The following is a 16,150-nucleotide window of genomic DNA, read 5'->3' as shown; positions in this document are numbered from 1 at the left end:
ACGGAAGACCCTCGCATGTTCGCGCGTTCGCTGTGGTCCAATCGGGACTTCTCCGTGTTCTGGGCGGTCCAGGCGCTGTCCGAGGTCGGCAACGCCTTCTCCCTGGTGGCGCTGCCCCTGCTGGTGCTCCACACCACCGGCTCGGCGGCGCAGATGGGGCTGCTCACGGCCGTCGCCGGCGCCGTCTCGCTGCTCACCGGTCTGGTCGGTGGTGCCTGGGCCGACCGCTTCGACCGGCGGCGCCTGCTGATGCTGTGCGACGCCGCCCGGCTGGTGCTCTACGGCGCGATCCCGGTGTGCTGGGCGCTCAGCCCGCAGATCTGGCTGCTGTACGTGGTCATGGCGCTGGCCTCGGTCTTCGAGATGCTGTTCAAGATCACATATGTCACCGCCGTCGCGAACCTCGTCGACAAGGAGCAGATCGTCGCGGCCAACGGCCGGCTGGAGACGACGAACGCGGTCGCGTACATCGCCGGCCCGGCCCTGGCCGGTGTGGTGGCCGGGTTCTTCGGGCCCACGGCCGCCGTCGCCATCAACGCGGGCAGCTTCGGGATCTCCCTGGTGGGCCTGGCCTTCATCAGACTCAGGCCCACCACGCGGCCGCCGGCCGACGAGGCCGCGAGCAGGGCCGCCCGAGCACCCGACCGGCGCTCCGGCTTCCGGGTCGGCGCCGCCTTCCTGTGGCGCACGCCGGTGCTGCGGGCGCTCACCGGGCTGCTCACCGTCACCACCTTCCTCAGCCTGGGCATGACCGACGTGTTCATCTACCACCTGCGGCACGGTCTGGGGCAGGACGAACGTACAGTGGGCTACGTCCTCGCGCTGGCCGGGCTCGGCACCTGCGTGGCCGCCGCCGCCACCGCCAGGCTGCGCCGCTCCTGGGGGTTCGGGCCCTGCTGGCTCGGCGCGATGAGTCTGTGCTCGGTGTCGGTGCTGGTGCTGGGCGGCACCGGGCACGTCTCCGTGGCGGCCGTGACCATCTGCCTGTACTCCTTCGGCATGGCCCTGGCGGGTGTCTGCTCGATGTCCCTGCGGCAGCAGGTCACACCGGACCACCTGCTCGGCCGGGTCACCTCCGCGTTCTGGACGATCCACGGCAGCCTCGCGCCCCTCGGGGCGGCCCTGCTCACCGCCCTCGTCGGCCGGCTGGGGACCCGGGGGCCGCTGACCGCGGTGGCCGTCGTCTTCCTGGCCGTGGTCGCGGTCGCCGCCTTCACTCCCATCCGCCAGCGCCACCCGGAGCGAACCGCCGTACAGCTCCCGCGGACGCGGCCCACCGATACGTCGCCACCACGAGAGGAGCGTCATGGGGATGACGCCGGAACCCGACGATGACGACCGGCTGTACAAGGTCGTGGTCAACCACGAGGAGCAGTACTCCGTCTGGCCCGCCCACCGGGACAACCCGGCCGGGTGGTCGGACGCGGGCATGACCGGCCCGAAATCCGACTGCCTCGTTCACATCGAGGACGTGTGGACCGACATGCGTCCGCTGAGCCTGCGCCGTCACCTGCGGGCGGGCGGACAGGACCCACAGGACGCACGGAACGCATAGGACAGGCCGGTGGCGGAGGGCGCCGACCAGGCGGGCCGGCTCACGGTCCGTCACCGCACCCGCCGTACCGCGGACCAGGGAAGGCCATCGTGCACGACGACCTGGAAACACCACCGACACCCTGCTCGGCGGCGGCGCCCCGGCTGCCGCTCTCGCGCGGCCAGGAAAGACTGTGGTACTTGGAACAGATCGCGGTCGCCGCGCCGGTCCACCACGTGTCCGCCGCCACCCTCATCGAGGGCCCACTGGACGCCGGTCGGCTGGCGTCCGCACTGCGCGACTGTGCCGCCCGCCACGAGCTGCTCCGCAGCACCTTCGACGATCACGGCGACGGGCCGCGCCGTACCCTGCGCGCGACGGCCGAGGTGCCGTTGGGGCGACTGGACCTCGAGGGAGGGCCCGCGCCGGGGACGGATGCCCGGGACGGCTCCGTGTCCGAGGCGGCACTGCGCGCTGTGCTCGCCGGGGAGGGCGCCCGGCCCTTCGCACTCGACCGCGGGCCCGCGCTGCGCGCCACCCTGGTACGCACCGGCGAGGAGCGGCACGTGCTGTTGCTCACGGCGCACCGCATCGTCGCCGACCGGGCCTCGCTCACCATGCTGGAACGCGAGCTCGCCTGCCGTTACGCGGCGTCCGACGACGGTCCGGCGCGGCCCACGCCCGCCGACGCGGAACGGCCGGTCCTGCGGCAGCCCGCCCCGGAGCGGCGAACCCCTGATGAGGGACTGCCTTACTGGAGACGGCAGTTGACGGGACTTCCGCTACTCGACCTGCCCCTCGACCGGACCCGGCCGAGGACACCGACCCACCGGGCGACGAGCCGCGGGCTGCTCCTCGGCACCCGGCACACCGAGGCCCTGCGGCGGCTCGCCCGCGAGGAAGGCGTACCGGCGTGGACGGTACCGGCGGCCGCCTTCGCCGTGCTGCTGGCGCGCTGGACGGGGCGGCACGACGTGGTGTTCGGCACACCCGTGGACCGCCGTCCGCCGGGGTCCGCAGGGACTGCGTTCGGGCCGTACGAGGATCTGCTCCCACTGCGGACGGATCTGACGGGCCGCCCCTCCTTACGGGAAGCGGTCCGTCGCATCGCACGCACCCGTCACGAGGCGGCGCGCCACGCCGATATACCCTTCGGACGACTCGTCCAACTCTTCGAGCCCGAAGCCCACGTGAGCCGTCACCCGCTGTGCCAGGCGGTCTTCGCCGTGACCGGGGCGCGGCGTACGGCCTTCATGGCGGCGGGGCTCACCACGTCCGCGCTCCCCCTGGACGACGCGACCGTCGCCTACGACCTGCAGTGCACGGTGAGCGGTGCGGAGGAGGGCGAACAGGACCGTCTCGGCGCGGAGTTGCGCCTCGCGTCCGACCTGTGGCTGCCGGAATCGGCCGACCGGATGGTGACCGCCCTCCGCGCACTGCTCACCGCCCTCGACGAGACTCCGGACCGGCCGATCGGGGAGATTCCGGTGCTGTCGCCCGAGGACCGGGCCCGGATCGACGCCTGGAACGCCACCGACCGCCCCCTGCCCGAACCGGCCACCGTGGACGGCCTGTTCCTCGCATGGGCCGAGCGCACCCCGCAAGCCCTGGCCCTCACCGACCGCACCGGGACCTGGACGTACGCGCAGCTGCGGGGGCGGGCTGACCGCGTCGCACGGACACTGATCGCGGCCGGCGTCACCCCGGACTCCGTCGTCGCCCTGCACATGCGGCGCTCCGCCGACCTCGTCACGGGCATGCTCGGCGTGCTCCTGGCCGGCGGCGCCCCCCTCGTCCTCGACCCCGGCCATCCGCAGGAACGACTGCGGTCCATGGCCGGCGACGCCGAGATCTCGGCCGTCCTCGGCCGCGCCGAACCCCCCGCCTGGCTGCACCGCCTGGACGTACCCGTGCTGACCCTCACCGACACGGGACACGACAGCACCGACGCAGCCGCCCCGCGGCGGCAGGGGCCGCCGGTCACCGGCCAGGAGCACGGCGGGCACGGCACCGTCGGCCCGCCTCCGCGCTCCCGCTCCCACCCCGTCGGGCTGGCCGCCGTGGTGCACACGTCCGGGTCGACCGGGCGGCCCAAGGCTGTCGGGACACCCCATCGGGCCGTCGTGCGGCTGATCACCGCGACCGACTATGTGTCCATCGGTCCCGGAGACGTCCTGTTGCACCTCGGCGACCCGGCCTTCGACATCACCGCCTTCGAGGTGTGGAGCGCACTGTGCAACGGCGCACGGGTCCATGTGCTCCCTGGCGACGAACCCCTCGGGCCCGACGAGGTGCTGGCCGCGCTGCGTGAGCTGCGGCCCACGGTCGTCGCCCTCACCGGCACCCTCTTCAACCGGGTGGCCGACATCGATCCGGGGGCCTTCGGCGGACTGCGCCATCTCTTCGTCGTCGGAGAGGTGATGGACCCCCGCCGCACGCGCGCCGTGCTGTGCGGCGGCACTCCGCCCGGTCACCTGCACAACGGGTACGGTCCGAGCGAGAACGCGACGTTCTCCACGACCCACCTGGTGGACCAGCTGTCCCAGGACTCCCCCAGCGTGCCCATCGGCTCCGCCCTCACCAACACCACGCTGCACGTGCTGGACCAGGAACTGGGGCCCGTGCCGATCGGGGTCACCGGCGAGTTGTACGTGGGCGGGTCGGGGGTCGCCCGGGGCTACCTGGGCCGCCCGGGCCACACCGCGGAGCGTTTCCTGCCGGACCCGTTCGCCTCCCGGCCGGGGGCGCTGATGTACCGCACCGGCGACCTGGTGCGAAGGCTCCCGGACGGGGCGCTGGACTTCCTCGGCCGGGCCGACCAGCAGGTGAAGATCCGCGGCTACCGCATCGAGCCGGGCGAGGTCGAGGCGGCGCTGCTGGCACGCCGCGACGTGCGTGAATGCGTCGTGCGAGCGGTCGACGTCGCCGGGGACCGGCGGCTGGTCGCCTATGTCGTTCCCGGGTCTGGGCTTCGGCCGTCCCCGCCGGAGCTGCTGGGCGGGCTGCGCGACCGGCTGCCGTCCCACATGGTGCCCGGCCATGTCGTCCTGCTCGACGAGCTGCCCACGACGCCCAGCGGGAAGATCGACGGACGGGCGCTGCCCGGCATCGCCGAGGACGCCGCCAGCCCCCCGCACGCCGGAACCGTGCCGCCGAGGACGGCGACGGAACGCGCCCTGTGGGAGATCTGGGCGGATGCCCTGCGCGTGCGGTCCTTCGGGGTGCACGACAGCTTCTTCCTCACCGGCGGTCACTCGCTGCTGGCCTCGGTGGTACGCACCGCGATCCGCGAACGGCTCGGCGTGGCTCTGCCGTTGCGCACCCTCTTCGACATCCCGACCCTCGCCGGCCTCGCCGTCGAGGTCGAGCGGGCCGCCGGTGGGGCGGCGGCCGCGCCGGCGTCCGGGCGAGCGGACGACGACACCGAACAGCTCGACGGCCTGGTGGCCGAACTGGAGCGGCTCGCCGAGTCCCGGCGCGCCGAGGGACGAGCAGGGGGAACCGCATGACGCGCACCACGAGGACGGCCGACGCGATCGGCGCGGACCTGCGGGACAGGATCGACCGCCTCCCCGGCGCGCAGCGGGCCCTGCTGCGCCAGCGCCTGTGGGAGAAGGGCGCACCGACCGGGCTGCCCGCCCTCGATGACGACGGAGAGGCCCCCGCGTCCTTCACCCAGCGCCGGATGGCCTTCCTGGCCGGGCTGGACCCGGACAGCCCGGCCTACCACAGTCCCGTCGTGCACCGGCTCACCGGACCGCTGGACGACACCGCCCTCGAAGCCGCCCTCAACGACCTGCTGCGCCAGCATGCCGTCCTGCGCACCGTCCTTCCGGTCCGGGACGGCCGTACCGTGCAGCGGGTCCTGCCCCACCGGCATCGCACGCTGCCCGTCGTCGACCTGTCCTCGCTGCCGGAGCAGGACCGGCAGGCGGAGGCCGAGCGGCTCGCGAGGGCGGACGCCGGGGAGCGGTTCGACCTGGCCGAGGGACCGCTGATGCGGTTCCGGCTGCTCCGCCTCGCCCCCGACGACGCCGTCCTGGTGCTCACCTTCCACCACGCGGTCGTCGACGGATGGTCGCTGGGCGTCCTCCTGAGCGATCTGGGCACCGCGTACGGAGCACGCCTGGACGGTCGGGCGCCCGAGCCGCCCGAGCCCACGGTGCAGTACGCCGAGTACGCCCGCTGGCAGCACGAGTGGGCCGAAGGCGCCGAGGCCGCACACCAGTTGGGCTACTGGGAGCGCCGACTGGCCGGTGCCCCGGACCCGATGCCGCTGCCCGCCGACCGCCCCCGGCCCGAGCACCCCGAAGGGCGCGCCGAGTCCACGGTGTTCACCGTGCCCGCGGCCGTCACCGACGAGTTGCGGAAGATCTCCGCGCGCACCGGCAGCACCCTGTTCATGACATTGCTCGCGGCGTTCCAGATCGTGCTCGCCCGGTACGGCGGCCACGACGACGTGGTGGTCGGCACCCCCGTCGCGAACCGCCGCTACCGCGGCTTCCACGATCTGGTCGGCTTCTTCGCCAATTCGGTCCCGCTGCGCACGCGGGTCCCCGCACAGGCGTCCTTCGAAAACTTCCTCGCCGACGTCCGCACGACGTGCCTGGAGGCGTACGAGAACCAGGACGTGCCCCTCGACCTGGTGGCCCGACGGCTGCACCCGGAGCGCGGCCCGGGCCGGAACCCGATCTACCAGGTCAACTTCACCCTCCACAACACGCCGCCGCGTCCGGTTCGCCACCTGCCGGGCGGGATCGGCCTCGTTCCACTGGACCACCTGGACCACGACGCCGCCCGCTTCGACCTGGACCTGAACATCTGGGAGACCGGCGCCGGGCTGGAGGGCCGGCTCATCCACGCCACGGACCTGTTCGACACGGCGACCGGTGAGCGGCTCGCCCGGTCGCTGGGTGTCCTGCTCGGCGCCGTGGCCGCCACCCCCGACGCACCGGTCGGAGAACTGCCATTGCTCACGGCCGCCGAGAGCGAGCAGGTCCTGCGTGAGGGCCACGGCGCACCCGCCGACCGCCCCGAGGACGCGCGGGTGGAACGGCTCATCGCCGAGCGGGCGCGCACCTCCCCGCACGCGGTGGCCGTGTCGGCGCCGGGTCGCGCCGACCTCACCTTCCAGGACCTCGACCGCCGCGCCAACGGCCTCGCCCACCGCCTGCGCGACCTGGGGGCCGGTCCCGGCCGCGTGGTCGCGGTGCTGCTGCCCCGCACGCCCGAGGCGCTGGTGGCACTGCTCGCCGTGCTGAAGAGCGGCGCCGCCTACGTGGCGCTCGACCCGGCCGATCCCACGGTGCGGCGCGCTCACCTGCTCCGCGACAGCGAAGCCGTTCTGCTGGTCACCGATGCCCGGCCGGAGGACTCGGCGGTTCCGGACATCCCGGGCACCCCGACCGTCGTGGTGAACCCGGACCGGACGGCCGAGGACGCCACCGCGGCCCCACCGGAAGGTGACGGCGGACCCGACGACCTGATGTACCTGATGTACACCTCCGGCTCGACCGGCGCGCCCAAGGGTGCCATGCTCTCGCACCGTCAGGTCCTCAACTACCTGCTGTGGGCGGTGGAGTCCTACCTGCCGCCCGGGGTGGACGGCGCCGTCCCCGTGCACTCCTCGCTCTCCTTCGACCTGACCGTGACGAGTCTCTTCGCCCCGCTGCTGGCGGGCCGGGGCGTACTGCTCACCGACGACTGCGGCACACCCGGCGAAGCCCTGCGCGCCTCGGCCGAGGCGGACACGGACCTCGCCTTCGTCAAGCTCACGCCCTCGCACCTGGCGATGCTGGAGGGTTCCACGGCCCCCGAACGCGCGGGGGCGTGGACCCGCACCCTGGTCGTCGGCGGCGAGGAATTGCGCGAGGAGCGGCTCGCCGCCTGGCGCAGGGGCGCCGGAGCGCCCCGCATCGTCAACGAGTACGGCCCGACGGAGACCGCCGTGGCCTGCGCCGCGTACGACAGCGCGCACCCGGCCGGCGGCTTCGGCCGGGTGCCCATCGGCAGGCCCCTGCACCACGTGCGGCTGTACGTGCTCGACGAGGCGATGAACCCGGTGCCACCGGGCGCGCCCGGGGAGCTGTACGTCGGCGGTGCGGGCGTCTGTCACGGCTACTGGAACCGTTCCCGCCTGACGGCGGAGCGGTTCGTCCCCGACCCCTTCGGCGACGAGCCGGGGGCACGTCTGTACCGGACCGGTGACCTGGTGCGCCGGACGGCCGGCGGAGAACTCGAGTACCTGGGCCGCCTCGACGACCAGGTGAAGATCCGGGGCCACCGGGTCGAACCCCAGGAGGTGGCCGCCGCGCTGACCCGGGACCCGGCAGTCCGGGACGCCGCCGTGATCACGTACGGCACCACCGCGGAGACCCGGCAGCTGGTCGCCTTCGTCAGTCCCGGCACCGGCGCGGGCGCGTCGGGCACGACGGCCGAGACGGACTGGGTGAGCCGCTGGCGGACGCTGTACGACGACACCTACGGCACCCCGGAGGGCCCCGCCGACCCGTCGTTCGACCTGGCCGGCTGGAACAGCAGCTACACCGGCGAGCCGATCGAGGCCGACGCGATGCGCGAATGGCTCGACGCAACGGTCGACCGCATACGCGCACTGCGGCCGAGCCGGGCCCTGGAGATCGGGTGCGGCACCGGCCTGATCCTCGGCCGGATCGCCCCTGACTGCGACTTCTACCAGGGCGTCGACCTGTCCGAGCAGGTCGTCGAGCGGCTGCGGCGTGAGTTCGGCACCACCGCCGCCCCCGATCGGCTGGGGTTGCGGGCCGCCCCCGCCCACCGGGCGATCCGCCCGGGCGAGGCGTACGACACCGTGATCCTGAACTCCGTGGTCCAGTACTTCCCGTCCGTGGACTACCTGTCGGCGGTCCTGGAACAGGTGATCGACGCGATGCCCGCCGGCGGCCGGGTGTTCCTCGGCGACCTGCGGCATCTGGTCCTGCTGGACGCCTTCCACGCCTCCGTCGCCGCCCACCGGGCGAAGCCGGGCACACCCGACGCCGTCCTGCGCGCCGAGACCGCCTGGCGGGTGGAGACCGAGGACGAACTCTGCATCGACCCCCGGTTCTTCGGCGCACTGACCGCACGGTGGCCGCGGGTCGGCCCGGTGCGGGTCCTGCCGAAGCGGGGAACGGCCGACAACGAACTGACCCGGTACCGCTACGACGTCGTCCTCACCGTCACCGGTGAGGGCACGGCGGACAGCGGCCCCGAGGCCGGGCCGCCGCCGCAGCGGGACTGGCAGGCGGAAGGCCTGGACGCCGACGGCCTGGACACCCTGCTCGGCGCCCAACGCCCCGACCGGCTCGTGCTGCGGGACATCCCCAACGCCCGGCTGGCGGGGGACCTGCGGCTGCTGGCCCGGCTCTCCGGCGCGGCGCCGGACGCCGTACGGCCGGGCGCCGACCCGGAGGAGCTGTGCCGCCTGGCCGAGCGCCACGGGTACGAAGCCGAACCGAGCTGGGCCGCGGGACGGCCCGACGGCTCCTACGACCTGCTGCTGCACCGCCGGGGGACACCACCGACGGCGCTGCCACCGGTCGTCGCCGCCACGCAGCTCCAGCGGCCCGCCACCGTGCCGCTGTGGCGCCCCGCCGCTCTCGCCGCACTGCCCGGGATCGAGTCCCGGCTCGCCGAACGCCTCCCCGCTCCCCTTCTCCCCGCCCGTTACGTCGTGCTGCGCCGCATCCCGCTCGACGCCAACGGCAAGGTCGACCGCTCGGCGCTCGCCGCCCTGCTCCCGGCCACGGAGGAGGGCACCGGCGACTCCGGGGTGCCGCCGCAGGCCGGACTCACGCCCACGCAGAGCCGGATGGCCGCCATCTGGAGCGAACTGCTCGGCCGCGACGGCATCCGCGCCGAGGACGACTTCTTCGACCTCGGCGGGCACTCCCTGCTCACCTTCCGGCTCGTGTTCCGGCTGCGGGAGGAGTTCGAGGTGGAGGTGCCGATCCGCGGGCCGTTCGACGCCTCGACCCTCGGCGCGCTCGCCGCCCTCGTCGACGGCTTGGTCGCCGAGAAGAACCGGCCCGTACTGCCCGCGCTGGTCCCCGCCGAGCGGGACGGGCCGGTAGCGGCCTCCTTCGCCCAGGAACGCCTGTGGTTCCTCCACCAGATGGCCCCGGACACCGCCCAGTACAACTTCCCGGTCTTCGTTCGGCTGACGGGCGAACTCGACGTCGGCCTGCTGCGCGGGGCGGTAACGGAGATCGTGCGGCGGCACGAGGTACTCAGGACCGTGATCACCTCGCGTGACGGACAGCCGTTCCAGACCGTACTGCCCGCCGAGCCGCCCGCACTCCCGCTCACCGACGTGACCTCCTGCCCGCCGCAACGGCGGGGGCCGGAGGCGCAGCGGCTGGCCAGGGACCAGTACGCCGAGCCCTTCGACCTGGCCTCCGGGCCCGTACTGCGGGCCGCGCTGCTCCGGCTGGACACGGCCGACCACGTGCTGCTGCTGACAGCCCACCATGTGACGGTGGACGGCTGGTCGGCCGCCGTCCTGCTGGACGAACTGGCCGAGCTGTACACGGCCGGCGTCGAGCACCGGGCACCCCGCCTGCCCGAACTGCCCGTGCAGTACGCGGACTACGCCCTCTGGCAGCGCCGGCTCGCCGAGGCCGGCCACTTCGACCGTCTGGTGGAGCACTGGACGGCACGCCTGAGGGGCATCCTCGACCTGCCGGGCCTGCCCCTGGACCGGCCGCGCCCGGCGCATCCCCGCAACCGGGGCTCGAGCCTGCGCTTCCGTGTCCCGGCCCCGGCCACGGACGGGATACGCGCGCTGTGCCGGGGGGAGGACACCACCCTGTTCATGGCGCTGCTCGCCGTCCTGTACGCGGCGATGAACCGGCGGACCGGGGAGACCGATCTGGTGGTGGGCTCGGACGTCGCCGGCCGCTCCGACAGCAGGATCGAACCGCTGATCGGCTTCTTCGTCAACCAGATCGTGCTGCGCGCCGACCTCACCGGCGCCCCGACCTGGCGTGAACTGCTGGGCCGGATCAAGGACGTGGCGTTGGACGCCTACGCGCACCAGGACCTGCCGTTCGAAGAGGTCGTCAAGGCCCTCAGTCCACCCCGCACCCGCAACCAGAGCCCCCTGTTCCAGGTCAAGTTGGTGCTCAACAGCAACCGGCGGGCCGCCGACACCATGGCCGGCCTGCGGCTGAGCCCTTTCGCGGTGGACCTCGTCGACACCAGCCGCTTCGACATCACCCTGGTCCTGGAGGAGGACGACGACGGGATCGCCGGGTTCCTCAACTACGATCCCGACCTGTTCGACACATCGACCATGGAGGAACTGAGCGAGCAGTACGTGGCGCTGGCCGCGGACATGGCCGCCCGGCCGGACGCCTCGATCGCCGAGGCATCCCTGCCCACGGCCCCCCGCACGGCCCGTTCCGCGGGCCGGGCCGGGCGGCGCGGCCCCGGGAGCCTGCGCGGGATCAAGCCCACCAAGGTCGTCGTGGCCCCGGACGACGTGGTCGTACGGGAGCCGCTGCGCGACGGCGCGGATCTGCCGCTCGTCCTGCGCCCGGCCCGCCCCGACGTCGACCTGGTGGCGTGGGCCCGCTCGCACCGCACCCGGCTCGAGACCCATCTCGACAGGCACGGCGCCCTGCTGTTCCGTGGCTTCGGCGTCACCGACCCGGACGCCCTGGAACGGTTCGCCTCCGTGTTCGTCGACGACCTCTTCGGCGAGAACGGTGAGCACCCGCGCGCCGCACTCGGCGGCAACGTCTACACACCGGTGTTCTTCCCTCCGGAGGAGAAGCTCCTCTGGCACAACGAGAACTCCTTCAACGCCGAGGGCCCGGCCCGCATCTGGTTCTGCTGCACCCGCCCGGCCGACTCCGGTGGCGAGACACCCCTGGTCGACAGCCGCGCCGTCCACCGGAGGCTGGACCCGGCGCTGCGCGAGGAGTTCACGGCCAAAGGGGTCATGTACGTCCGCACGTACGGCACCGGGCTGGGCCTCGACTGGCGGGACGTCTTCCGCACCGAGGACCGCGCCGAGGCCGAGGCCCGCTGTGCCCGGCAGGGACTGCACCACGAATGGCACGGCGACCGGCTGCGCACCACGGCCGTGCGGCCCGCCGTACTGCGCCACCCGCGCACCGGCGAGTGGTCCTGGTTCAACCAGGCACAGCACTGGCACACCGCCTGCCTGCCCGCAGAGGTACGGCAGTCCCTGCTGTCCACCGTGACACCGGCGGAACTCCCGCGCAGCTGCCGGTTCGGCGACGGCAGCGAGATACCCGAGGAGGCGATGCACGAGATCCTGCGGGTCTACCGGGAGCTGGAGGTCTCCTTCCCCTGGGAACGCGGTGACGTGGTGCTGCTGGACAACATCCTCACCGCCCATGCCCGCAACCCCTTCCGCGGCGAACGCGGACTCCTCGTCGCCATGGGCGACATGGTGCGGTTCCGGTGACGGCGGAGGCGGAGCGGGTGCGGCACGTGGAGGGCTTCCGGCTGTCGTTCCGGCAGCGGCGGCTGTGGGAGCTCGCCGAACGCGGCACGCCGTCCTGGGCGCAGGTGCTCGTCACCCTCGACGGCGAACTGGACACGGACCGGCTCACGGCCGCGCTGCGCGAGACGGTGGCCCGGCACGAGATTCTCCGCTCGGTCTACCAGCGGGTGCCGGGTGCCCGCACCGCGCTGCTCGTCGTCCGGGACGCGGACCGTACGGGCCCACGCTGGTCCCGTCAGGAGCTGGGCCACCTGGACGAGACGGCGCGCCGCCGCGGGATCGACGAGGAGGTCCGCGCCCGGCGGAGGCTGCCGCACGGAGGGCCGGACGGCCCGGTGCTGCGGGCCACCCTCTTCACCCTCGGCCCCCGCCGGCACAGCCTGCTGCTCACCACCACCGCCCTGGCCGCGGACGGCCGCTCGCTGCGGCTGCTCGTCGACGAACTGGCGGGGCGGTACGCGGGCACCCCGCCGACCGACGAGGAACTGCAGTACAGCCAGTTCACCGAGTGGCAGCACCAGGAGTTCGGCGAGGAACCACCGCACCCGGCACCGGAGGGCCCCGCCCCGCGGACGTCCCTGCCGCTGCGCCGGCCCCCCGGCCCCGGCCGACCGGAGCGCCGTACCCTCACCGTGCCCCTGCCGGACGCCGTCACCCCGGCCGTCCACGACTACGCGCGGCGACGGCGCCTGCGGCCGGGGGCCGTGCTGCTCGCGGGCTGGCAGACACTGCTGGGCAGGATCGGCGGACATCGCGACGTCACCGTCGACACACTGCTCGGCGGCCGGGGCTTCGAGGAGACGGCCACCGTCCTCGGCCCCTTCGCCCAGTGGGCGCGGATCACCACGCGGATCGACCCCGGTCTGGTCCTCGACGCCCTCGCCGCCCGCGCGGAACGTGCCCTGTCCGACGCCGAGGAGGCCCAGCAGGACGCCCCGTTCTCCGGTGCCGCGCAGCAGCCGGGGCGTGACATCGGCTTCGGCTGCGCGGAGATCCCCGCACCTCGGTGCGTCGGCGGGGTCACCTTCGCCGTGGCCTGGGACGACGTCGAGACGGAGTCCCACGCCCTGCGGCTGACCTGCGCCCTGGGCGCGACGGAGGGCCGCACGACCTGGCACTACGACGGCGGGCAGTTCGACGACGCCTATGTCCGGGTGCTCGCCGACCAGTACGCCGTGCTGCTCGCCGGGCTGCTCGCGGCGCCCGCTGCCCCGGTGCGCGGGGCGAGCCTGCCGCCTGCGGCCGGCGCGGCCCAGCCGCGGACCCGGCTCCCGGAGCCGGCGGACGGCCGGTGTCTGCACCACCTCGTCGAGCGGCAGGCCCGACGGTCCCCGGACGCCCTCGCCGTCGTGGCCGGAACCGACCGGCTGACCTTCCGGGAACTCGACACGCGGGCGGACCGGTGGAGCGGCGCGCTGCGTGCCCGCGGCGTCGGTGTCGAAACCCCGGTGGCGGTGCGGGCGGCCCCCTCGACCGCGCTGATCGCGGCCCTGCTGGGCGTGCTCAAGGCCGGAGGGACGTATGTGCCGCTCGATCCGCTGCTCCCGCCCCTGCGGGCCCGGGAACTGCTGGAGCGGGCCGGATGCCGCACGCTGCTCACCGACCGCCCGGACGAGGCGGTGGCCGCCGGGGACGTCGCGTACGTCGACCTGCGCGGCCTGCCATCCGCCGGTACGCACGCGAGCCCCGGACCCGGGCGGCCGCGCGAGGCGGGACCGGACCACCTCGCGTACATCATGTTCACCTCCGGCTCCACCGGGACACCGAGGGGGGTGATGCTGCCGCACCGCGCCGTGTGCGACTACCTGCTGTGGAGCGCGCGGACGTACATCGGCGCAAGTGCCGTTCGCGGCGACGGGGAGGACGGCCACGGAGGTGACCGCGCGGACGGCCGGGGCGGCGAGGGCGGAGCGATGGCGTACTCCTCGATCGGCTTCGACCTGACCGTGACGAGTCTGTTCCTGCCGCTGATCACCGGTCGTCCCGTCCTCCTCGACCCCGCCTGGCGGGACGCCCTCGCCCTCTCCGCGGATCTGGCCGACCGGGCCGGACTGGACCTGCTCAAGCTGACCCCGTCGCACCTGAAGGTCATCAACCAGGTGCTGGAACCAGCTGACCTGGCCGGCACCACCGGCTCGCTCGTCCTCGGCGGTGAGGCCCTCGACAGGAGTGCGGTCGACACCTGGACCACACACGCCCCGGGGACGAGGATCTTCAACGAGTACGGGCCGACCGAGACCGCCGTCGGCGTGTGCGTGCACGAGGTAGGTGCTCAGGACGGGCCCGGCCCCGTTCCCATCGGTCGGGCCATGGACCACGCCGAGGTCCTCGTACTGGACGAAGACCTGGCCCCTGTGCCACTGGGTGTGCCGGGCGAGATCTACCTAGGCGGCACCAGCCTCGCCCGCGGCTACCTGGGCGCACCAGCCGCCACCGCCGAACGGTTCCTGCCGCACCCCTTCTCACCGGAACCCGGCCGCCGTCTGTACCGCTCGGGCGACCTCGGCTGCGTCGGCCCGGACGGTCTGATCCGGTACCTGGGGCGGGTGGACGACCAGATCAAGGTCAACGGGGTGCGGGTGGAGCCCGAGGAGATCCGCGCCGCCCTGCTGCGGCACCCCGGTGTGCGGGACGCCGCCGTCGTCCTGGTCTCGGACGAGGAACGTGGCGACCACCTGGCCGCCTGTGTCGTCACCGACGACGTCCGCACCCCGACGACGCGGGCCCTGCGTGCCCACCTGGCCGAGCGGCTGCCGGCCCAGGTGGTGCCGGCCGCGTACGCCAGGGCCGAGGCGGTACCCCTCACCTCGAACGGCAAGGTGGACCAGGCCGCGGTGCGGTCGCTCGTCCGGGCCGGCGCCACCGGGGTGCCCGAGGGCCTGTCGGCGGCCGGGGCCGGCACACCGCCGGCCGACCCGGTGCAGGCCGCTGTGGCCCGGGTCTTCGAGGACCTGCTCGGCGTCGCCCCCGTCGGCGCCGACGACGACTTCTTCGCACTCGGCGGCCACTCCCTGCTCGCCGTACGGCTGATCGCACGGCTCAACGGGGAGTTCCACGCCGCACTGCCGGTCCCCGTGCTGTTCTCGGAACCGGAGGCGGGGCCGGCTCATGAGGTGGGGCGGCCCGGAAGGACGGCCACGCCCAGGCGCCTGGCCCGGCTGCTCACAGCGCGCGACGCCGTCTCGCCCGCCCTTCCGGACGACATCGTGGCACTGCTGCCCCGGGGCGACGGAACCCCGCTGTTCTGTGTCCACCCGGCGGGCGGCGAGGCCACCGGCTTCCGCCACCTCGCCGCCTGCCCGGAGCTGCGCGGTCCGCTGTACGCCCTCCAGACCGCCACGGCTGGCGACGGCCACGAGAACCAGAGCGTCGAGGCGCTGGCCACCCGCTATCTCGCGGCCCTACGCGCGGTGGCACCGACCGGGCCGTACCTGCTGCTGGGGTGGTCCATGGGCGGGCTGGTGGCCTTCGAGATGGCCCGGCTGCTCGAACTGCGGGGTGAGCGCGCCGAGATGGTCTTCCTCGTCGAGAGCTACCTCTCCGGACAGCTCCCGGAGTCCGACGACGAGGACGACCGGGCGAAGCCGGGTCTCGTGGGGCCGGAACAGGACCTCAGCGCCGCCGAGTTGCTCCGGCTGGACCTCAGGCGGCGCACCAACCGCGCCCATCTGCGGGCCGCCCGGGCCTACCGCCCGTCGCCGTACGGCGGCCCCGTCGCACTCGTCCAGGCCGGGGAGCAGGACGAGGAGTTCCGGCGCGCCGCGATCCGCTCCTGGTCCTGCGTCTGCGCCCCCACCGGGCTGAGCCACCACGTCCTGGAAGGGGACCACCTCACCCTGTTCGAGCCCCCGTACGTCACCGAACTCGCCCGCCTGATCAACCGGACCACGCGGTAGTCCGCCGGGCGCGGCGAGGAGGGCACCGGGTGAGCGCGGGCAGCGCTCACCCGAACGCAAGGGATGCCGTCCCCGCCTGGCTCTGCGGACCCGCGGGGGTCGCGCAGGCGGTCAGGGCAAGGCTCGGGTCGGGTCGGCCAGACGCTTGAGAGCGTGAGGGGGACGGCCACGCAGCGCGCCGATCGGGTGCCGGATCCGGCGATCCAGGCGGGCCTGGCGCTGCCGTGT

5 protein-coding genes are annotated in these 16,150 nt (G+C 74.0%); all 5 read left to right on the top strand.

Annotated features, from left to right (window positions below; translation table 11 throughout):
* Nucleotides 1-15 precede the first annotated feature (15 nt).
* From ACZ6CZ_RS07970 to ACZ6CZ_RS07950, 5 genes are read left to right on the top strand one after another with little or no spacing between them, the layout of a single operon-like run.
* Entirely contained in the window at nucleotides 16-1,335 is a 1,320-nt protein-coding gene (locus ACZ6CZ_RS07970) for an MFS transporter (RefSeq protein ID WP_469016335.1), read from the top strand.
* Nucleotides 1,313-1,555 (top strand): MbtH family protein, encoded by a 243-nt coding sequence (locus ACZ6CZ_RS07965; RefSeq protein WP_469016333.1) that lies wholly within the window; start codon nucleotides 1,313-1,315, stop codon nucleotides 1,553-1,555. Before ACZ6CZ_RS07970 ends, ACZ6CZ_RS07965 begins: the two co-directional genes overlap by 23 nt.
* Nucleotides 1,474-5,043 carry a non-ribosomal peptide synthetase gene (locus tag ACZ6CZ_RS07960; protein ID WP_469016330.1) on the top strand — a complete coding sequence of 1,190 codons (3,570 nt, stop codon included), beginning with the start codon at nucleotides 1,474-1,476 and terminating at the stop codon, nucleotides 5,041-5,043. Before ACZ6CZ_RS07965 ends, ACZ6CZ_RS07960 begins: the two co-directional genes overlap by 82 nt.
* Nucleotides 5,040-11,987 carry an amino acid adenylation domain-containing protein gene (locus ACZ6CZ_RS07955; protein ID WP_469016327.1) on the top strand — a complete coding sequence of 2,316 codons (6,948 nt, stop codon included), beginning with the start codon at nucleotides 5,040-5,042 and terminating at the stop codon, nucleotides 11,985-11,987. Before ACZ6CZ_RS07960 ends, ACZ6CZ_RS07955 begins: the two co-directional genes overlap by 4 nt.
* Nucleotides 11,984-15,922 (top strand): non-ribosomal peptide synthetase, encoded by a 3,939-nt coding sequence (locus tag ACZ6CZ_RS07950; RefSeq protein ID WP_469016324.1) that lies wholly within the window; start codon nucleotides 11,984-11,986, stop codon nucleotides 15,920-15,922. Before ACZ6CZ_RS07955 ends, ACZ6CZ_RS07950 begins: the two co-directional genes overlap by 4 nt.
* Nucleotides 15,923-16,150 lie beyond the last annotated feature (228 nt).

Source organism: Streptomyces sp. NPDC041135 (genome assembly GCF_055592085.1).
The sequence above is the reverse complement of the archived record's forward strand: the minus strand, read 5'-3'. Positions and strand labels throughout refer to the sequence as shown.